The organism is Bartonella sp. OT172YNZD (genome assembly GCF_042193725.1).
In the GTDB taxonomy this organism is placed as follows: Bacteria; Pseudomonadota; Alphaproteobacteria; order Rhizobiales; family Rhizobiaceae; genus Bartonella; species Bartonella grahamii_A.
This window is the reverse complement of record NZ_JBHILZ010000007.1, coordinates 99233-120220: the sequence shown is the minus strand read 5'-3', so window position 1 is coordinate 120220 and position 20988 is coordinate 99233. Positions and strand designations below refer to the sequence as shown.

At 35.5% G+C, this 20988-nt stretch carries 20 protein-coding genes, 1 tRNA gene and 1 pseudogene; 11 read left to right on the top strand and 11 right to left on the bottom strand.

Going from position 1 to position 20988, the window contains the following annotated elements:
• The 8 genes and pseudogenes from ACFIJS_RS04625 to ACFIJS_RS04590 all read left to right on the top strand — a co-directional run.
• Positions 1–231, top strand: a 231-nt coding sequence (locus ACFIJS_RS04625; protein ID WP_375650323.1) for a phage antirepressor KilAC domain-containing protein, incomplete at its 5' end; no start/stop codon positions are given.
• A gap of 12 nt (positions 232–243) precedes the next feature.
• Positions 244–561 carry a hypothetical protein gene (locus ACFIJS_RS04620; protein ID WP_375607537.1) on the top strand — a complete coding sequence of 106 codons (318 nt, stop codon included), beginning with the start codon at positions 244–246 and terminating at the stop codon, positions 559–561.
• An 11-nt stretch (positions 562–572) separates the two neighbouring features.
• Positions 573–1046, top strand: a pseudogene (locus ACFIJS_RS04615) (hypothetical protein); the annotation flags it as partial.
• Between the two features lie 87 nt (positions 1047–1133).
• Positions 1134–1700, top strand: coding sequence for a hypothetical protein (locus ACFIJS_RS04610; protein ID WP_375614824.1), 567 nt, complete (start codon positions 1134–1136; stop codon positions 1698–1700).
• Positions 1701–1776: 76 nt separating this feature from the next.
• A complete protein-coding gene (locus tag ACFIJS_RS04605) occupies positions 1777–2586 on the top strand; it encodes an ERF family protein (protein WP_375650322.1) in 810 nt (269 codons plus the stop codon).
• Position 2587: 1 nt separating this feature from the next.
• Positions 2588–3211, top strand: a complete 624-nt coding sequence (locus ACFIJS_RS04600) for a lambda exonuclease family protein (RefSeq protein WP_375614822.1) — start codon at positions 2588–2590, stop codon at positions 3209–3211.
• Positions 3212–3269: 58 nt separating this feature from the next.
• The gene (locus ACFIJS_RS04595) at positions 3270–3758 is read left to right on the top strand and encodes a DUF488 family protein (protein ID WP_375606918.1); all 489 of its coding nucleotides are present in this window, start codon (positions 3270–3272) and stop codon (positions 3756–3758) included.
• Between the two features lie 96 nt (positions 3759–3854).
• Positions 3855–4058 (top strand): helix-turn-helix transcriptional regulator, encoded by a 204-nt coding sequence (locus ACFIJS_RS04590; protein ID WP_375606917.1) that lies wholly within the window; start codon positions 3855–3857, stop codon positions 4056–4058.
• Between the two features lie 99 nt (positions 4059–4157).
• Here the strand turns inward: ACFIJS_RS04590 and ACFIJS_RS04585 are convergent.
• From ACFIJS_RS04585 to ACFIJS_RS04570, 4 genes are all read right to left on the bottom strand, one after another.
• A tRNA-Thr gene (locus ACFIJS_RS04585) sits at positions 4158–4233 on the bottom strand.
• Between the two features lie 204 nt (positions 4234–4437).
• A complete protein-coding gene (accC, locus tag ACFIJS_RS04580; RefSeq protein WP_375650320.1) occupies positions 4438–5796 on the bottom strand; it encodes an acetyl-CoA carboxylase biotin carboxylase subunit in 1359 nt (452 codons plus the stop codon).
• A gap of 14 nt (positions 5797–5810) precedes the next feature.
• Positions 5811–6308: an acetyl-CoA carboxylase biotin carboxyl carrier protein gene (gene accB, locus ACFIJS_RS04575; protein WP_375650319.1), complete on the bottom strand. Its 498-nt coding sequence runs from the start codon at positions 6306–6308 to the stop codon at positions 5811–5813.
• 241 nt (positions 6309–6549) lie between these two features.
• Positions 6550–7407: a DsbA family protein gene (locus ACFIJS_RS04570; protein WP_375650317.1), complete on the bottom strand. Its 858-nt coding sequence runs from the start codon at positions 7405–7407 to the stop codon at positions 6550–6552.
• 344 nt (positions 7408–7751) lie between these two features.
• Between ACFIJS_RS04570 and glpD the strand changes: the two genes are divergently transcribed.
• The 3 genes from glpD (at position 7752) to cobT (ending at position 12346) form a co-directional block, all read left to right on the top strand.
• On the top strand, positions 7752–9257 hold the full coding sequence (glpD, locus tag ACFIJS_RS04565) for a glycerol-3-phosphate dehydrogenase (protein WP_375650316.1): 1506 nt from the start codon (positions 7752–7754) through the stop codon (positions 9255–9257).
• 709 nt (positions 9258–9966) lie between these two features.
• Positions 9967–10947 carry a tRNA dihydrouridine(20/20a) synthase DusA gene (gene dusA / locus ACFIJS_RS04560; protein ID WP_375650315.1) on the top strand — a complete coding sequence of 327 codons (981 nt, stop codon included), beginning with the start codon at positions 9967–9969 and terminating at the stop codon, positions 10945–10947.
• Positions 10948–11338: 391 nt separating this feature from the next.
• A complete protein-coding gene (gene cobT, locus ACFIJS_RS04555; RefSeq protein WP_375650313.1) occupies positions 11339–12346 on the top strand; it encodes a nicotinate-nucleotide--dimethylbenzimidazole phosphoribosyltransferase in 1008 nt (335 codons plus the stop codon).
• Between the two features lie 27 nt (positions 12347–12373).
• Here the strand turns inward: cobT and ACFIJS_RS04550 are convergent, their stop codons facing one another.
• From ACFIJS_RS04550 to topA, 7 genes are all read right to left on the bottom strand, one after another.
• A complete protein-coding gene (locus ACFIJS_RS04550) occupies positions 12374–12865 on the bottom strand; it encodes an Lrp/AsnC family transcriptional regulator (RefSeq protein ID WP_330167634.1) in 492 nt (163 codons plus the stop codon).
• A gap of 21 nt (positions 12866–12886) precedes the next feature.
• Positions 12887–13516 carry a uracil-DNA glycosylase family protein gene (locus ACFIJS_RS04545; RefSeq protein ID WP_375650312.1) on the bottom strand — a complete coding sequence of 210 codons (630 nt, stop codon included), beginning with the start codon at positions 13514–13516 and terminating at the stop codon, positions 12887–12889.
• Between the two features lie 28 nt (positions 13517–13544).
• Positions 13545–14123: a thermonuclease family protein gene (locus ACFIJS_RS04540; RefSeq protein ID WP_375650311.1), complete on the bottom strand. Its 579-nt coding sequence runs from the start codon at positions 14121–14123 to the stop codon at positions 13545–13547.
• A 313-nt stretch (positions 14124–14436) separates the two neighbouring features.
• Positions 14437–14604, bottom strand: a complete 168-nt coding sequence (gene rpmG / locus ACFIJS_RS04535; protein ID WP_004864083.1) for a 50S ribosomal protein L33 — start codon at positions 14602–14604, stop codon at positions 14437–14439.
• 420 nt (positions 14605–15024) lie between these two features.
• Entirely contained in the window at positions 15025–15264 is a 240-nt protein-coding gene (locus ACFIJS_RS04530; protein ID WP_375650309.1) for a hypothetical protein, read from the bottom strand.
• A gap of 812 nt (positions 15265–16076) precedes the next feature.
• The gene (gene rnr, locus ACFIJS_RS04525) at positions 16077–18353 is read right to left on the bottom strand and encodes a ribonuclease R (protein ID WP_375650308.1); all 2277 of its coding nucleotides are present in this window, start codon (positions 18351–18353) and stop codon (positions 16077–16079) included.
• A gap of 3 nt (positions 18354–18356) precedes the next feature.
• Positions 18357–20930, bottom strand: a complete 2574-nt coding sequence (gene topA, locus ACFIJS_RS04520) for a type I DNA topoisomerase (protein WP_375650307.1) — start codon at positions 20928–20930, stop codon at positions 18357–18359.
• Positions 20931–20988 lie beyond the last annotated feature (58 nt).

Below are 20988 nucleotides of genomic sequence, written 5' to 3'. Positions count from 1 at the left end.
CAACCAAAACAATTCATTCAATTCTTACAGCAAAAAGGTTGGGTTTACAGACGAGCAGCAGGTGGAAATTTGCTACCTTATCAAGACAAAATCCAAAAGCAACTTATGGATTGTCCAACTATCACACTTCAAACCGCAAATGGAATAGAAAAGGTCATTCCTTGCGCAAAAATCACCACAAAAGGTATGGGGCTGCTGTCTCAAGAGCTTAAAAGACAAAGCATGCATTAAGAGGAGGTTATTATGATAAAAAAGAAATATGAACTGACTGATGAGACAATTAAAGTTGATGGAAAAACTCTCTACCGCATACGTGCATTAAAGAATTTCGGAGATATTAAAAAAGGTGATCTTGGTGGCTTTGTAGAGACTGAAAGAAATCTTAGCCATGATGACAATTGTTGGGTTGGTGATGAGGCGTGGGTTTATGAAAATGCATATGTCTATGAAAACGCCAAGGTTTATGAAGATGCCGAAGTCTATAATAACGCAAAAGTTGGTGGTAATGCCATAGTAGCTGGCAAAACAGCATTTTATGGAAGTGATGCTATCTTAAGGTAGGGGCAAAAACCATGGAAAAGAAATACAAACTGACTGATGAAACAATTGAGTTTGATGGCAAAACCCTTCACCGTATTCGTGCTTTAAGGGATTTTGATGATGTTAAAGCAGATGACCTAGGCGGTTTTATACAAAAAGAAGACAATCTAAGTCATGATGGCAATTGCTGGATTGGGGATTATGCAAAAGTCTATGGTTATGCCAAGGTTTTTGGTGATGCTAAGGTTTACGAAAATGCACAAGTTTACGGTTATGCACATGTTTACGGCAATTCTCGTATTTATGGCAAAGCAGAAGTTTTCGATGAACCATGCATTTACGGTCATGCAGAAATTTACGGTGATGCATATATTTGCGGTGAACCTAGCGTTTTTGATAATGCAGAAGTTTATGGCAATGCACAAGTTTACGAAGAGCCATACATTTACGATAGGGCGCGTGTTTACGGCAATGCGCATGTTTACGGTGATGCGCATGTTTACGGTCATGCAGAAATTTACGGTGATGCATGTGTATGTTGGAACGATTGGATTGATGACGATAAAAGAATCTCAACTAGAGAAAAAAAACAGATGAAAAAATACGAACTTACTGATGAAATAAAAGAATTTTATGATGCAAGAACCGATAAAAGTAAAAAACTTTATCGCATACGTGCATTAAGAGATTTTAGAAATATTAAAAAAGGTTACTTAGGCGGCTATATACAAAAAGAAGACAACCTATCGCATGAAGGCGATTGTTGGGTTTGGCATAAAGCTATGGTTTATGGTGACGCTAAGATTTTCGGCAATGCACAAGTATTTGAATGCGCAGAAATTACAGGAAGGGCGCGTGTTTATGAAAATGCAAAAGTTTGCGGTGGAGCATATGTTGAATATGATGCACAAGTTTACGGCAATGCACAAATTTATGGTGAGGCTCGAGTTTTGGGCCATGTTTATGGCAATGCCCGTGTCTATGGAAATGCTTATATAAGTGATAAAGCACACATTTCCGGAAATATGAAAATTCTAGATGGAGTATATATTTTCGATAATGTAAATATTTCTGGTAATCTTGAAATTCGTGGACGCAATTCAATCATCTACGAAAGTGACTATTCAGCAAGCGATATAAGCTACATAAGCCGTTTCTAACACCGAAAAACCAACTTTTAAACACCAGCGTGATTCACGCCACGGGTGAATTGCGCTCAAATAGGAGGAAATCAAGATGAGTGAACTAAATACCACACAAACGGAATTAGTGGAAAAAACAAACGATTGTGAAGTTAAACCTACAGCTATGGAACTTATTTTAGAAAGAGCTCTAGAAAATGATGTTGATCTGGACCGTCTCAAGAGCCTTCTCGAATTGCGAGAAAAGGAGATAGAACGACAAGAGCGCCAAAACTTTGTCCGTGATCTTTCTGCTATGCAAATGGAATACAAAGATATCGAACAAAACGCCATTAATACACATACTAAAAGCCTCTATACAACGCTTGATAAATATATTGATGCTATTAAAGAACCTCTTTCAAAACATCACTTTGCCTTGTTCTCTCGTATCAAAGACCAGAGTTCAAATGACATAACTGTAGAAATGACTTTAAAGCATATATCGGGCAATGAAATATCAACACAAGGAACATTTCCCATTGATGCTACAGGAAGCAAAAATAACACACAAGCGGTTGGTTCTACTATAAGCTACGCACGTAGATATCTCTTAGGCATGCTTCTTAATGTTGCAAGAAAAGAAGACGATACAGATGGAATAACACTTCTTGCGGGTATCTCTCCTGAACAGATGAATGAAATCAAAGAATTAATTAAAAAAACACAATCTGAAGAAAGTAGGCTTCTCTCTTTCATAGGAGTAAAAAATCTAAAAGATATGTCTTTTAAACAAGCACAAACCGCTTTGTTTTCTTTGAAAAAAAAGCAACGAAAGCAAATGAATAAAGCACAACAAGAGCAATTAGATGCACCTATACAAGATATTGAATATGCACCAACTCAACAACAAACGGCGGTGTGAGATGGAGCAAAGAACAGCAGAATGGTTTCAAGCGCGCTTAGGAAAAGTCACTGCTTCAAACGTTTACAACGTACTCAGTAAGACAGCAAAAGGTTTGCCTACAAGCAAATATGAAGACTACAAAACGAAACTCATGACAGAACGCTTAATAGAGGAAATAAGCCAATCTTATACAACACCTGCTATGCAATGGGGCATTGAACATGAAGAGAATGCCTTGAGAGAATATGAATTCATTTATGACGCAGAAGTCACAAGATGCGGGTTTATCCCACACCCCAAAATGGAAATGGCGGGGGCTAGTCCTGATGGGTTGATTGGAGAGGACGGTTTAATAGAAGTCAAATGTCCACAATCAACCACGCATTTGCGTTTTTTTATTTATGACGAAATCAAGCCCGAATATATCGCACAGATGCAATTCCAAATGGCATGCACTGGACGCAAATGGTGTGATTTCATGAGCTATAATCCAAACTTTGTAGGCAAATCTACTGGTTTGAGAATGAAAATCAAACGTGTCCTCCGTGATGAGAAACACATTGAACAGATTAATCAAGCGGTCGAAGTCTTTTTAGCAGAAATAGAACAAGAGATGCAAAAGATTTTGGCAAAAGCTGCTTAAACCTATGGGGGTGCTCTCTCCTCCCAGCACTCCCACCCATTTACCAAGGAAATTAAACGTGTGTAACACTAAACATATTATCATACAGCCTGCTAAAGATGAGGAATTTTGTTTTTTTACCATTGGCTATGAAGGTAAGTCCCTTGAGGATTATCTTAGTTGTCTCATAGAAAACAATATCAAAACTTTATGTGATGTTCGTAAAAATCCAATAAGTAGAAAACACGGATTTTCAAAAAGACAATTAGAAAAAGCTGTAAGCAATATTGATATTGAATATATGCATATGCCTGAACTTGGAATTGCTTCTGAAAAACGAAGAAATTTGAAAACACAAAAAGATTATGACCGCCTTTTTAAAAATTATCAAAATACAACTCTCAAGAATAATTTTTGTGCAATAAACAAATTATATCAAATTTTTTTAAACAAAAAGCGCGTTGCAATCACCTGTTTTGAAGCCAATGTATGCATGTGTCATAGAGGACAACTCGCATTAGCTCTTACTCAATTGCCTGATTGGAAATATGAAATTAAGCACATCTAAAAAATAAACTTGCAAATTTTTAAAAGTTGGAGTGCTTCACATGCCTTCCAGCACTCCCACCCATTTAATTAATATAAAAAAGAGAAAGGTAATGAGATGATATTTGATGATGGAGATAGATATGTAACGACACGTGAGTGTGCACAGCTTTTTAGTGTATCAACCACAACGATTCGCAATTGGGTGCTTCAGGGGTTGTTTCCGGAGCCATATAAGCTAGGGAGAGCAGTGAGATGGAGAAAAAAAGAGATCCTAGCTTTTACTCCAAAGAAAAATACGGAGCAAATAAGAACAAATTAGGTAAAATTATATAAACTGTAGAAGGTGGTCTAAAAGGTGGTCTGAAAATAGCTATTTAAAGAAAAAATCTATATATTTCAATATATTTAAGAAATAAAATGGTGCCCCCAGAGAGACTCGAACTCCCGACCCCCTGATTACAAATCAGGTGCTCTACCAACTGAGCTATAAGGGCGTAACCATGTAGGAGTTAGCACAAACTCACAAAAAGGAAAACAGAAAATTATCAAATTTTGTACATATTATAAAGAAAACTATATAATAAATAAAAAATAACTAACTTATTTCCTCTTTTACCACTTTTTACAGCAAGGTTGGAATTATCCTTACGTTGATATCTTACAGAATTTTTATAAGAATTCATCATTTTGCTATCGAATTACGAATCTGAAGACTTTGATTGATGAGCAAGGTATTTTTCTAGCCAGTGAATATTATAATTACCATCAGCAACATCTTGATTATTAATAAGATCGCGAAAAAGAGGTAGTGTAGTTTTTATCCCATCGACGACAAATTCATCTAAAGCACGCCGTAAACGCATCATACATTCTAAACGGGTACGCCCATGAACAATCAGCTTTCCAATCATGCTATCATAATAAGGAGGGATACGATAACCTGAATAAGCACCTGAATCAACACGAATCCCTAAACCTCCAGGTGTATGAAAATGTGTAATGGTTCCAGGTGATGGCGTAAAGTTAATAGGATCTTCTGCATTAATACGGCATTCAATGGCATGACCAGAAAAATAGACATCATCTTGTGTCACTGAAAGCTTGCAGCCTGATGCAATATGGATTTGTTCATGGACTAAATCTATACCTGTAATTGCTTCAGTTACAGGATGTTCGACTTGTAAACGCGTATTCATTTCAATAAAATAAAATTTGCCATTTTCATAAAGAAATTCAATAGTACCAGCTCCACGATATCCAAGTTGGGCACAGGCATTTGCAACAATACTGCCAATTTTTTTTCGTTCATTTTCATTAAGTGCAGGTGACGTAGCTTCTTCCCATACTTTTTGATGCCGTCGTTGAAGTGAACAATCGCGTTCTCCTAAATGAATAGCATTTCCCGCACCATCACCTATGACTTGAATTTCAATATGACGGGGTTTTTCTAAATATTTCTCTATGTAAACAGCGTCATTACCAAAAGCAGCTTTCGCTTCTGAACGCGTTGTTTTAAGAGCTATAGAAAATTCTTGTTCAGAATGAACGACTTTCATACCACGTCCACCACCACCGGCAGAAGCTTTGATAATAACTGGATAACCAATTTCATGAGCAATGCGTAAAGCATCTGATTCTTCAGTGATTGCTCCATCTGAACCTGGAACTACAGGAATACCAAGTTTTTTGGCGGTTTTCTTTGCTTCGATTTTATCGCCCATGATTCGGATATGAGTAGCTGTTGGACCAATGAATGTAATATCATGGGCTTCTAGAACATCTGCAAATTTTGCATTTTCAGAAAGAAAGCCATAACCTGGATGAACAGCATCAGCCCCTGTAATTTCACAAGCAGCAATAATTTGTTGAATACTCAAATAAGAATCGCGAACGGGAGGAGGGCCAATACAAACACTTTCGTCGGCAAGACGAACATGCATTGCGTCTGCATCAGCGGTAGAGTGAACAGCTACGGCTTTTATGCCAAGTTCTTTACATGCACGTAAAACGCGAAGAGCAATTTCTCCCCGATTAGCAATGAGGATTTTTCGAATCATGATTGCCCCTCGCTTTATTCAACGATAATAAGTGGTTCACCAAATTCAACAGGTTGACCATCTTTGACAAGAACAGTGGTTACCGTGCCTGAGCGCGGTGATGAAATTTGATTCATTGTTTTCATGGCTTCAATAATAAGTAATGTCTCCCCTTCAGAAACATTTTGTCCTACTTCTACAAAAGGTTGCGCGCCTGGTGAAGGTGCAAGATAAGCTGTTCCAACCATCGGAGAGGTTATTGTGTTTTTTGATTTATCTTCTTGGATAGATTGTATAGGAGATTCAGTTGTTGGGGCTGGAGAAGATGTTACAGAAAAAGTAGGAGTAGAAACAGGAGCATAAATTGCTTGCTCAGAAGAAGTTAAGGTATTTTGGCGTGAGACACAAATACGAAGCTCCCCTTGTTCAACTTCAATGTTCGTTAAATTTGTATCATTCAAAATTTCAGCAAGATCACGAATAATTTTCGTATCAATTGCGGTTTTTGCCGAATCCATTTTTTTTGTTGCCATTTTATTTTTAACTCCTTGATCAATGAAGATCGTCATTATCTCATTTTATGACCGAATATCTCTAGATTAGGGATGATATCTTTTGAGGCTTTAAAGATTTTTATTTCCTTTAAATCATTATACTTTGCAATTTAAAACTCGTATCTGCTTTACGCAAAATTGCACTTATAAGCCTGTTATCAAAAAAGAGAAAGCATAAAATTACCTCATTTACAGTATTTTCCTAAAACTGATCAGGTATTCACTGTGTATTGTCTATTGCTTGTTTTAGAATATCTTGTCTAGCTGCGCCAATCAATATTTTATTACCAATGATGTAAGAAGGTGTTCCCGTAATATGAAGTGTAGAGGCAATTTGAATATTTTCTCTAAAAGCGTTTTGCAGAGTGGGATCTTTTATTGCATTACGTAGTTTTTTTTCATCTGCTCCTAATGAGACAGCTACTTTAATAGCTTTTGATTCATTTGCTCGACCTTGATACATTAAAAGCATTTTATGAAACTGAGGATATTTCTCTGGAAATTGTTTTCGAAATGCGTAGGCAACAGTATGGGCCGCCATAGAATCAGAGCTTAAAATTGGTAAATCCTTGATAATAACCTTTAAATCTGGATATTCTTTTATCAAGTCCTCTATATCTGAATAGGAAATTTTACAATATCCACAGTTGTAATCAAAAAAATTGATAAGCACTCTTTTACCATTTGGGTTTCCCAAAACAGCGTCATGAGGAGAATGAAAAATTTCTTTTTCTAATATTTGTATTTGGTTTTCGTATTTATTCTGTTTTTCCAGCTTATCTTGAAGAATAAGCTGCATTTCAATCAAAATTTCTGGATGAGTAAGAAGGTATTCTCTAACAATTTGTTGAATATGATGAGAATCAGTATGTGGTACCATTTTTTCTTTAAGCTTAGATAAAAAGCTAGAATCTTCCAAAAGTTGTGTTTTAAGCTTTTCTAAGCTTAAATGATTTGCTGTTTTTGAGTGTGATGTTGCGTTTGATAAAGAAGGTAAAAAAATTAAAATACTCGACATAACTGGGACTAAAATTTTTGAAAGAAGTTTTATTTTCGAATTTTGAGAATGATAAGTCATCTGTATATCTTCACATTTTCTAGTGTGTCATTGAGTGAACTATATGAAAAGCTTTATCTATGTGCAATAAAGCATTTAAGCTATAGTGTGTATTTAAGTATGAGAAAAAACATCAATTTTTCTCTAAAAAGATTTCATATGATGAACCGTGGCTTGGCAAGGATTATGTTTTGTAAAAGATAAAAAATTCTCTTTATTGTCAAATGTTGTTTTGATGTATAAGGGTATCAAAAAGCTTTTTATGCGTGTTTATTTTAGGAAAAAGTACGTTGATAATACAAGTGTTCTTCATTGTATTATTTTTTCCTGTTGCTTTATTGAGTACTGAGAAACAAAATTAAATAATGAAAAGTGAAATTATGAAAACCACAACACATTATGAACTGTTTATCATTGGGGGAGGGATAAACGGGTGTGGATTGGCAAGAGATGCAGCAGGACGCGGTTTTAAAGTGGGATTGGCTGAAATGAACGATCTTGCATCTGGGACCTCAAGTGCGTCAACAAAGCTTATTCATGGTGGGCTTCGTTATCTTGAACACTATGAGTTCAAACTTGTTCGTGAGGCATTGAAAGAACGCGAGATCATTTTACGTATGGCTCCACATATTGTGCGTCCTTTGCGTTTTCTCCTTCCTTATCATAAAGAATTGCGTCCTGCTTGGATGTTGCGTTTTGGACTTTTTATTTATGATTATTTAGGGAATTGGAATCAGAAATTGTGGCGCAGTAAAACGATTAATTTTTCAAAAAAGTTTTGCTCTACATTAAAGAAAGAATATCAGAGAGGTTTTGAATATTCTGATGCAAGAGTAGATGATGCGCGTTTAGTTATTGGCAATGCTCGTGATGCAGAAAAGTGGGGAGCTGATATAAAAGTACGAACAGAAGTTCTCTCTTTAAAAAAAGAAGACAATAAATGGCGTATTGTTCTTCAAGATAAGTTAAGTAGTAAAGAATATAGTGTCACAGCTTCTTATGTCGCGAATATGACAGGACCTTGGATTGATCATGTTTTGGCAAGCATATTAGACTGTAAAGAACATCCACCAGTACGGCTTGTCAGAGGTTCTCATATTTTAGTTCCCAAGCTTTATACTCATGATCGTGCTTATATTTTTCAAAATGGTGATGGGCGTATTATATTTGCTATTCCGTATCAAGAAGAGTTTACCTTGCTTGGAACAACAGATTGTAATTATCAAGGAGATCCAGCTGATGTTCATATTACTGATACAGAAATTGATTATATTTGTGCAGCAGCTAGTGAATATTTCATACAACCAGTGTTGCCTGAAACGATTGTCTGGTCTTACTCTGGAGTTCGTCCACTCTATGATGATGGAGCTTCAAAAGCACAAGAAATTACGCGCGATTATGTTTTAAAAGAAATGGGAACAGGAACAACACCAAAGATTCTTAATCTTTATGGTGGAAAGATTACAACTTATCGTAAGTTGGCTGAAGATGCGATGAAATTTGTTGAAAAAGCGCTTGGTAAAAAGGGAGAATCATGGACGGCTAAGACAGTACTTCCAGGGGGTGATTTTCCCTATAATCAATTAGATATAATCGAAAATAGGATTGCTCTTTTGATGCCAGATTTAGATGCTTTTACACATCGCAGACTTGCACGCTCCTATGGTACGGAAGCATTAGTGATATTTGCACATGGTAAGGCAAATAGAGGAAAAAATTTTGGACATGGGCTTTATGAAGTAGAAGTTAAATGGTTGATGGAAAAAGAATGGGCTAAAGCATGTGAAGATGTGTTATGGCGTCGTTCAAAACTTGGTCTCCTATTTAATGAACAAGAGGTTGATACTCTTTCTTCCTATATGCAAAGCTAACAAGAGATTGAATAACGTTTATGATCATTTCATTTTACAGATTTTATCTGCAATATTGTAAAATATTTTCCTTCAAGAGATACTGATGTCAGTCATACATATTAAAAGACGATGTTTGTCTATACTCTAATTTTAGTTTTTTACAAGAATCATAAAATGGCAAAATTAGATAGAATATTTAGGATGAAATTTGTCTATCTTATAAAGTGAAATCCAAGAATAACTCATTGAGAAAAAATGATTTATAATTAGATTCGTACGAAATAAGGATTTTGGTTCATTCTTGAAGAGAAGATAGAAGTACTTTCTGTAGCGTTTATTTGCGTAATAAGTTAAAAAAATTTAAAGAAAATTAAATCTATCATGAAAAATTGTATAATGTGTTAGTTTATCATTTATTGTCTTAAACGCTGTGCTAAATCATGTAAGGGTAGAGGCTTGATGAGCGTAAGAAGAAGTTGTAAATAAGTTTCTTATATTATAGTGAAAATCTTCTTTTTTCATGTTTATATACCTGAACACTAATCTATGAGAAATGCGATAATGTATTTTATCATGATTGATTGTAGTAAGCCTTTATATCAATTGAAGATAATGAGCTGTTATTATATTCATGATAGTATAAGAGAATAAAACTTTCCGTAAACTAAAAGTAAGTATTTTTCTATGTATAAAGAGAGAACTATAGGGATATGAGAGTAATGCTCTTATGATATTTTACAACCTTCCATCGCCTGTAAAATTTGCAGTAGCACCAATGTTGGACTGGACAGACCGACATTGCAGGTTTTTTTATCGTCTTTTAACAAAAAAAGCACTCCTTTATACGGAAATGATGGTAGCAGATGCTGTCATTCATGGTGTTCGCAAACAATTGTTGGCTTTTAGCGATAAAGAACGTCCAGTTGCATTACAATTAGGGGGGGCAGATCCGAAAAAGTTAGCAGAAGCTGCACGAATTGCTGAAGATTTTGGCTACAACGAAATAAATCTCAATGTTGGTTGCCCATCAAATCGTGTTCAAGCAGGTGTCTTTGGGGCTTGTTTGATGCTACATCCAGACATTGTGGCAAATGCCGTGGAAGCGATGAAACGAGAGGTTACTATACCTGTAACTATCAAATGTCGGATTGGAGTGGACGAACAAGATGAAGAGTTAGCGTTAGATCTTTTGGCTAATCAGGTTTGGAATGCTGGATGTGATGCGCTCTGGATACATGCACGCAAGGCATGGCTACAAGGATTGAGTCCGAAAGAGAATCGCGATATTCCGCCCCTTAATTATGAAAGGGTTTATAAATTAAAACGTAAATATCCTCATAAATTCATTGGGATAAATGGTGGAATTAAATCTCTTGATAAGATAAAAGAACACTTAACTTTTTGTGATGCTGTCATGCTTGGTCGCCAAGTTTATCGTGATCCAGCTTTGTTAAAACATATTGATTTTGAACTCTATGATAAGGCGAAAAATAATCTGAGTGAGAGTGATCTTATTGAGGTTATGTGTGATTATGCGGCTCGACATATTGCATCGGGGGGGCGGCTTTCTCATGTGACGCGTCATATGATTGGTTTATTTCATGGGCGGAGTGGGGCACGTCGATGGAGGCAAATATTATCAAATGATGCGACAAAACCAAATGCAGATATATGTATTTTAAAAGAAGCTTTTTATGCTCTCATTTAATAACAGCCTGACAATTAACATATGTTAAAGTTGAGATCCTTTGTGTTTTGATTTCTTTGCGATAATTTTGATCCCTTCAATTTTATAAGTTTTTAAAAGTTTATAACTTTTGTTATAGAAGGAATGTTAAAATTTATATATTAAACAACATGCTGATTGCTCCTATTTAATAGAGAAATAGGTTAAGAGCATAATGTAAAAATAGTAATAACATATTGATAATATTTTAAATTTTGCATGTTTATTATTTGATTATAAAATAGAATATAGAAATTATTGTTCTCATAATATTTAACTTTTTAAAGAACTGTTTAAAAAAACAACAAATTATTCATATCATCTATATATGACGTGATTTTCATAAACATTGTAGATTTTAAAAGGTATCCTTATGACCGCTAGTCCATTTGATGATTTTCGTGCTTTGCTTACACATTTACCTATTGCTGATGAGTTTTCTATAATTTTGGCAAAAAAACGCCAAAAAAACTTAACAAAAGAGCAAGGAACATTGGGAAAACTGGGAGATATTGCTGTTTGGTATGCAGGATGGAGGGGGACAGAAAAACCTATCGTAACGCGACCTTTGGTCGCTATTTTTTCTGGAAACCATGGTATAGTAGAAGAAAATGTGACACCATTTCCACAATCTATGACACAAAAGATGGTGCAAAATTTTGCATCTGGTGGAGCTGCTATCAATCAAATTTGTATTGCTTATGATCTTGGATTAAAAATATTTGATTTAGCATTGGAATATCCAACAATGAATATTACGAAGGATGCCGCAATGGATGAGCGGAGTGCAGCTGCTACAATGGCATTTGGAATGGAATCCATTGCGGATGGGGCAGATCTTTTATGTATTGGAGAAATGGGAATTGGAAACACAACAATAGCTTCAGCTTTATGCTTAGCATTGTTTGGAGGAGAAGTGGAAGAATGGACAGAAAATGGTATGGAATCAGAAGGTGATTTTTATCAGCGTAAAATTGCAGCGGTTAAGACAGCCATTTCTTTGCATAAGGATTATTTTAATGATCCTTTTGAGATAATGCGTCGCTTAGGAGGACGTGAAATTGCTGCTATGGTTGGTGCTATTTTAGCAGCAAGAATGGAAAGAATACCCGTTATTTTAGACGGTTTTGTGGCAACAGCAGCTGCAGCGGTCCTTTATAAAATGCATCCAAAAGCTCTTGATCATACCCTTGTTGGACATCTTTCTTCTGAGACAGCCCATCGTAAACTTTTAAAAAAAATTGGCAAAGAACCACTTCTGGATTTGGGGATGCATCTTGGTGAAGGGACAGGAGCAGCTATGGCAGCTGGCATTGTCAAAGCTGCTGTTTTAATACATGCACAAATGGTGGTTTTTAAACAAGAAAGTTTGAATGCCTAAAAGATAATGAGACGATATAAAAAACTCTTAAGAGTTGTGTTCATGCGTCTTGTCGTGTAATTTAATATAATTAAGAGGAAGCTCCGTTGTATATTTAATTTGTTCCATTGCGAAAGAAGATGAGACATCACGGATGTCAATTTTAGAAATTAATTTTTTATAAAAAAGATCATAAGCTTCAATGTTGGGCACAACAACACGCAATAAATAGTCAATATCTCCACTCATTCGATAAAATTCAATAACTTCACGGAATTCTTGCACAATTTTTGAAAAACGCTTAAACCATTCATGACTATGTGTGTTTGTGCGAATAGACACAAAAACAGTGACGTGCGCATTTACTTTTTCTGGAGAAAGAACGGCAACACGACGCTGAATGACGCCATCTTCTTCAAGTTTTTGAATTCTACGCCAGCAAGGAGTGGTCGAAAGTCCCACTTTTTTAGCAATATCAGCAACAGAAAGTGTTGCATTTTCTTGCAAAAGATGTAAAATTTTTCTATCAAGACGATCCATATTTTTTCTCAATATTTTAATTTATAAAAAATTACGCACTAAACGACGCAGATATACAATAAACTCATCGTTAAACCATGGGTTTTTCTGTAACCAAGAAGTATTTCGCCATGATGGATGAGGCAAAGGCATAACATTATAGCCTTGAGGTTGGGGGATGGGAAGAATATTTCTCCAATCACTAACGGTTGCTGAAACAGTTTTATGTTTTAATCCTGTAATATGCCACTTTTGCGCATAACTGCCAATAGCAAGAACAAGCTTTATTTGAGGCATCGCTTGAAATATCTTTTCATGCCATATTTCTCGACATTCACGCCTTGGTGGTAAATCAGCTTTATTGTTGTCATAACCTGGAAAACAAAATCCCATAGGAACAATAGCAAAAAGAGATCTGTTATAAAATTCTTCTTTCGTTACCCCCAGCCAATCACGCAGCCTTTTGCCAGAGCGATCATTAAAAGGGATAGAAGTTTCATGGACACGCAATCCTGGTGCTTGTCCTGCAACCGCAATCGAAGCCGTATCAGATAAATAAACGACGGGATTTGGTTCGTGAGGAAGAGGAGGAAAATAATGTGGTTGTTGGATACAAACACGACAGGAATAGATTTTTTTTTCAAGTGTAATAATCTGATTACATCGTTTCATTGCTCAATGAAATTAAAAAATATTTTTCTTATTCAGTGCGAGGATTTGCTTTGCGCCATTCTCGCGGTCGTTGAAAACTTGATGCCCATATTCCTTTCTTTTTCCTTCTAGCTTCTTGTTCTTCTTTGGGGTATTCATAATAACTTACAGCCCAACCATTATGTACAAGCGTTGCATTGATATTGCTAACTTGTTTTGTTTTACATGTTGCAAGAACACGACGGTATTGGTCTGTTTTATGCCAGTGACATGTAACAGTTTGATTTTCTAGTAGTTGTTCTAAATATTTTTTAGCCTCAAGCCCACAAGGGTAGCGTTCCTCCTTTTTTCCACAAAATTGGTGGAGTTCAGGAGCATCAATTCCAACCAGTCGAATCTTAATTGAAGAAATCATGATAGAATCACCATCAATGATTAATGCATTTCCTCTAATAGAGTTTTGAGAAGAAAAATTTTCTTTTTGAGGAAACTGCTGATTCTGCTTAAAATAAATTAATATAACAATAAGAATGCTAGCAGCAACAAAAATATTGAAACCAGTGATTTTTTTTAAGCTTCTTAGATTAAAATGAGAATTTTTTTCATGAAACAACGAAACTGCTAACATTATTATAACGCACTCTATTTTAGTATTGCTTATAATTCGTCCGAGAAACTTTACTCATATGACGAAACAATGTTTCGTTTTAATGACAAAATTTTCGTTAGATATCACAATAATGAAATACTCATATAGAATATATGTAAGCAACTTAAATAATAAATCAACTTATCCAAATCCGTACAAAACATACAAATTTTAAAGTAAACTTTTTAAACTTAAGGAAACAGAAAAAATATCTCTCAAAAAATAACTTTGAAGAGCAAGATCCCCACATTTCTTTTGGAGTATAAATCTATCAATTCAATGATAAGCCTATTTATTTAATTTTTGTTTCTTTAAATTCAACGTGCTTTTTTACAACTGGATCATATTTACGCTTGCTCATTTTATCTGTCATTGTACGGCTGTTTTTCTTTGTTACATAGAAAAAACCCGTATCTGCAGTTGATAAAAGCTTGATCTTAATGGTTGCTGCTTTAGCCATAATGTAAGAACCTTATTTATACTGAAAAAATATTATCTTGCTATCAAAACCTATTTCTGATGTCATCAGATTTTCCAGCAACACTACGGATGTTCTCAAAAAAGTCAAGAGCTGATTAATTTTCTCATAAGTTGGACAAACATCAAAGTGGCATATAAACTAAAAAAAACAGCCATGGTTATTGAAAAACTGAAGGGATTAAAGATATCCATGGATTTTACGATAAAGGTCGGCCAGATAAACATACCCATTCCATAGCAAAAAATAAAAGCAGAATTAGCAGCAGTAAGTTCTTGTCCCTTGAGACGTGCCCCTAGATGTGCTAGACCGATTGTATAAAGGCTCGTTGCTACACACTACCAAGAAGGAACAGACAAGAAGGAACAGATCAAGCATCAGAATCCATGGATATTGAATGATCTATGGTATCATGAAAGTTCCAACAAAACCTAAGATAGCGCAACTTATCAGCGGATAGAGTTGATCTTTGGCATAATCGCTTATAATGCTGATAGGAATTAAGAGGAAAACATTCCCGAGCGCAAGGGTGGCCATAAAGTGTGCTGCTTCATTCTCATTATAACCAATGGATAAACTAAAGGGAGTAATAAGAGTTAATGCGCCCATTTGAATAGCACTGTAAACCAGTACTGCTATCATTGCGCTTGGAACGTGAAAAAGATAACGAAAAAATGGTGTATATTGGCTTTTTTGAAATTTTAGACTTAATTTCCAAGCGACAAGAATTGGGATAGCAGCCAGTATAATAAGACTATTGCCAACAGCGTTGGACCTACCGCAAACCCTAATCCTAGGACAATAGCATAAATGGATGGAACCAAACCACGTCTTTTAGGAGGAGCATAACTGTTGATCTAAAACTCTGACAGTATAAACATAACAGTCATAGTAAAATGTAATATAAACCTTAAAATGAACCAAACCCATATAGATTCAAAAAAATAGTATCATAAAAACTTAAAGATCCTATGGACATCATAAATAATATCGTTTTAGAAATGCCTAAGCATAAGACGATTCGAGAAGTAACAATAGCTGCAATATTGCACGCAAAGAATTGTTTTGAGAGTTAAAAGCTTTTTTTCATGAGAATAGCTTAAGCTACTTTTTTATTAAACAATGAAAAGATGAGCTGAAATGAAAGGAAGCCCACACTATCTTTTGCAGCTTTTCTCATTTCCTGAGTATAAAAAACTGCAAGATTTTTACATGGTTGTTATAGATATAATGATAAAATACACCCTCTTATATACTAAAGAAAGAAGATTGTACACATAAAATAATACATATTATAGGTCATTTCTTAACTTAAAGTTATTCTTATTTTATTATTCATATACTATTTAATGGAGGACAAGAAGATTAATTTTTTTCAACAAAAATTTTAGATTTTAAAATAAAAAAATAAGACAGTAAAAATTGTAAAAATATTTTTTACTTTTTATTTTTAATTAATATTTTCTTTTCCCATAAAAACTATGCTTTTGTTTTTTTAATTTATTTTTATGATAGGATGTCGGTGAAAATTTTATTGGACGAGGTTTTGTTAAGAGCTCAAAGCATAAAGCGCCAGCAAAAGGTTGTACAGTTATAAGTTTTACTTCTACAACATCACTGAGCTGATAGCCTTTATGGCTACGCTGTCCTACAAGAACATGTTGTGCTTCATCAAAATGATAATAATCATTTTTAAGTGTAGAAATATGGATAAAACCATCTGTATTGAGTTTATCAAGTGAGACAAAAAGACCTGCTTTTGTAACTCCGGAAATGCGACCTGTAAAAATACGGCCGATTTTATTCGTTAAATAGTGAGCAACAAGCCTATCAATAGTTTCTCTTTCAGCCATCATTGCACGGCGCTCGTATAAAGAAATTTGCGTAGCAATTTCTGCAAGATTTTGTTCTTGTGTATTTGTTAATTGATCATTTCCTAACTTCAGGGCTTTAATGAGTGCTCGATGAATAATGAGATCAGCGTAACGACGGATTGGTGATGTAAAATGTGTATAATTATGTAGGTTTAAACCAAAGTGGCCGATATTTTTTGGATTATACTCAGCTTGAGATTGTGAACGCAGAATAACTTGGTTGACTAATTCTTTTTGTGGTGTATTCGTTACTTTTGCCAGAATGCTATTAAGGCGCGCTGGGGTAAGTTCGCTTCCGCGGGAGAGTGGTATCCCCAAACTTTGAAGAAATCTCCGAAGTATTTCTTGCTTAGCAAGAGAAGGTTTTTCATGAATACGATAAATGAGGGGCTGGTGATGTTGTTTTAATGTTTCAGAAGCTGCAATATTGGCTTGTATCATAAACTCTTCAATTAAACGATGTGCTTCTAACTGTGTTTCACTCACAACATCTTTTATGCATCCATTTTGATCAAGAATAATCTTTTTTTCTGCTATTTCTAATTCTAGTGGTTGGCGACGATTTCGTGCAACTTTAAGGCATGCATAGGCTTCCCATAAGGGTTGCAAAATGCTCTCAAAAAGAGCAGCTGTTTTTTCATTTATATTACCTTCAATTGCCAATTGCATTTCTTGATAAGAAAGTTTAGCTCTTACACGAATCATAATACGATGAAAACTATGTTTTCGTTTATTACCGTTTGCATCAAAAATCATACGAACGGCTAAAGCTGGTCTTTCTTTTCCTTCACGTAGAGAACATAAATCATGAGAAATGCGCTCGGGGAGCATTGGCACAACGGTATCGGGAAAATAAACAGAATTTCCCCGCTTCAAAGCTTCTTTATCTAAAGCACTTCCTGTTTTGACATAGGAAGAAACATCTGCAATGGCCACAATAATAATCCAACCATCATTATTGGTTGGGTCCTTATCCTTGGTTGCATAGACTGCATCATCATGATCTTTTGCATCTGGTGGATCAATTGTAATAAATGGTAATTGTCGCCAATCTTCACGATTATCTATATTGGCAGCTTTGATATGTTTAACTTCCTTAAGAACACTTTCAGGAAAAATATAAGGAATTGCTTTCGAAAGAAGAGCAATCATAGAGAGTGTTTTTTCACTCTTAATGTGCCCTAAAACATTTTTTATTTTTGCGCTCTTTAATCCGTAACCAGTATTTTTTTTAATTTCGACTTCAACGAGATCACCAATTTCAATTTTCATTTCTGGAGACATTTCAACAATGAGTTCATTGGTTTTACGGTCTATAGGATCAAGGCACCATTGATTATTTTCAAATTTTCGTACAACAGCAAATGCGCTTTTGGGAGATACATCAATTTTACGAATAATTCGTCCCGTATAAGGGAGGCTTGAGCTTTCAGAATTTTTATTTCGAAAAACTTTTACAAGAATATGATCTCCAACACCAATGCCACTTCCTTTTATGTGATGAAAAGAGTGTATTTCAATATTAGGCTTTGGAGAATCATCCCATTCAAGAGGTTGTGCAATAAAACTTCCATCTTTATCACGTCCACTAATTTTTACTAAAGTAACGGGAGGTAATTTTCCTTTGTTTATTGCTCTTTTGCGCTGTTTAGATATAAGATTTTGATCCTTCAACTCACGTAATATATCTCTCAGCCAAATACGAGAATCGCCTTTTAAGTTAAAAGCTTTGGCGATTTCTCGTTTACTTGAGTGGTTAGGATTCTCATTTATAAAGGAAAGGATTTGTTCCTTATTAGGAATTTTTTTTCCTTTGAATGAAGAGAGATATTTTATGTTTTTTTCACCTTTAGCCAAAATTTATGTCTCTTGTATTTTTGCTTTTGTTTTAGAAGAAGCTCTTTTTAAAGTTGTTTTTTTACTCGATGCTTTAGCCGATATAAGTTCTAATGCTTCTGGAAGTGTTACGCTAATGGGATCTTTATCTTTTGGCAATGTTGCATTAATTTTACCCCAATTAACATAAGGACCATAACGCCCATTGCGTACAGTAATGGTTCCTCCTTCGGGATGCTCTCCTAATGTTGCCAATGCTGTAGGTGTTGGTCTGCTTTGCTTGGTTTTGTTTTCTTGTTGCTCTGCTAATATTGTAACAGCGCGATTGATACCAATATCAAAAACTTCATCTGCATGCAGAAGGCGCGCAGATTTTCCGTTATGGCTAAGATAGGGACCATATCGTCCAATCGTAGCCGTGATTGTTTTTCCAGTCTCAGGATGAATGCCAATTTCACGGGGAAGGGATAGTAAAGCCAAGGCTTTATCAAGGGTTACATTTTCTGCCCGCCATTCTTTTGGTAATCCTGCACGCTTAACTTCTTTGCTTTCACCAAGTTGAATATAGGGACCAAACCGGCCATTGCGAAGAGAGATATCTTTTCCTGTTTCAGGGTCATTACCAAGTATAATAGGTTCATCATTGCGTACAGCGTCATTCTCTTCTCCAGTATCTGTACCAAGTTGGTGTGTGTACTTACATTCGGGATAATTGGAACAGCCAACAAAAGCACCATAACGACCGAGTTTTAATGATAATTGACCACTTTTACAAAGAGGACAGGAACGCACATCACTTCCATCTTCGCGTTCAGGAAAGGCGAGAGGTGCTAATGTTACATTTAAAACATCAAGGACATTGGTTATACGGAGTTCTTGGATATTGCTAATAGATGCATTAAATCCATCCCAAAAATCTCGCAATACGTCTTTCCAAGAAAGTTTGCCATCAGAGATAAGATCCAGCTTTTCTTCAAGATCTGCTGTGAAACCATATTCTACATAGCGATTAAAAAAATTTTCAAGAAAGGCTGTAACAATACGTCCTTTAGCATCGGGAATAAGCTTTCGTTTATCAATTACAATATATCCACGGTCACATAATGTCGCCAATGTGGAGGCATAAGTTGAGGGACGACCAATTCCTAACTCCTCAAGCTTTTTAATTAATGAAGCTTCAGAATAACGAGAAGGGGGCTCTGTGGTATGTTGTACAGATTCAACTTTTTCTTTTGTAAGTGCTTCACCAGTGTTTATTTGTGGTAAACGTGTTGTTTCATTTTCTTCATTATTTTCTTCGTCTCGTTGATCGGTGTAGACGGAAATAAAACCATCAAAGCGAATAACAGATCCTGTTGCTCGTAGATTTGCACGGTTTTCTCCTTGCTGTGCTTCAATTTCAACAGTTGTACGTTCAATTTCAGCAGAACGCATTTGGCTGGCAATAGCACGCTTCCATATCAGCTCATAGAGCTTTGCTTGATCGCTATCGAGAAAATTACGGACTTGACTAGGATTGCGTTGAAAATCTGTTGGACGGATCGCTTCGTGTGCTTCCTGTGCATTTTTTGCCTTTGTTGAATAAAAACGTGGTTTTTCAGGAAGATAGTCTTTACTGAAAGTTTCATGAATAACTTTTCGTGCTGAATCAATGGCCTCTGGTGCTATTTGCACACCATCGGTACGCATATAAGTAATAAGCCCTGCTGTTTCACCATTAATTTCAATGCCTTCATAAAGCTTTTGGGCAATTTGCATAGTGCGAGAAGCTGAAAATCCCAATTTTGAAGAAGCTGCTTGTTGTAGTGTGGAGGTTGTAAATGGAGGAAAAGGATTTCTCTTTGTAGGTTTTGCTTCAACACTGAGTGTATGATATTGGGCTTTCTCCAACATAAAACGAATTTGGTCTGCTTGTTCTTGAGATTGAATATCAAGCTTGCCTATTTTTTTTTGATTGAACATTGTCAATCTTGCTTGGAAACTATCATTTCGGATGGTTTTTAACTGTGTTGTAACGGACCAATAATCTTCTTTGATAAAATGTTCTATTTCTGCTTCACGATCACAAATAATACGCAAAGCAACCGATTGAACGCGTCCTGCTGAACGCGCACCAGGGAGTTTCCGCCATAAAACAGGTGAAAGTGTAAAACCAACGAGATAATCAAGAGCGCGACGTGCAAGATAAGCATCTACAAGTGATGTATCAATATCACGTGGATTGTTCATAGCATCAAGCACAGACTTTTTGGTGATGGCATTGAAGACAACTCTTTTAATAGGTTTATCTTTTAAAACTTTTTTTTGACGAAGAACATCCAGAATATGCCATGAAATAGCTTCTCCTTCACGATCAGGGTCTGTTGCTAATATAAGACTATCGGCTTCTTTAACGGCTTTTGCTATTTCATTTAAACGTTTAGCGGCAGCAGAATCTATATCCCATTTCATAGAAAAATCTTGATCCGGTAAAACAGAACCATCTTTTGCAGGCAAATCACGAACATGTCCAAATGATGCGACAACTTTGTATTGAGACCCAAGATATTTATTAATTGTTTTTGCTTTTGCTGGAGATTCAACGATAACGATATTCATAATTTTACCCAAATATTGAAATAAAAAACTTTTTTATAAACGCCTTTTACGCGAATAG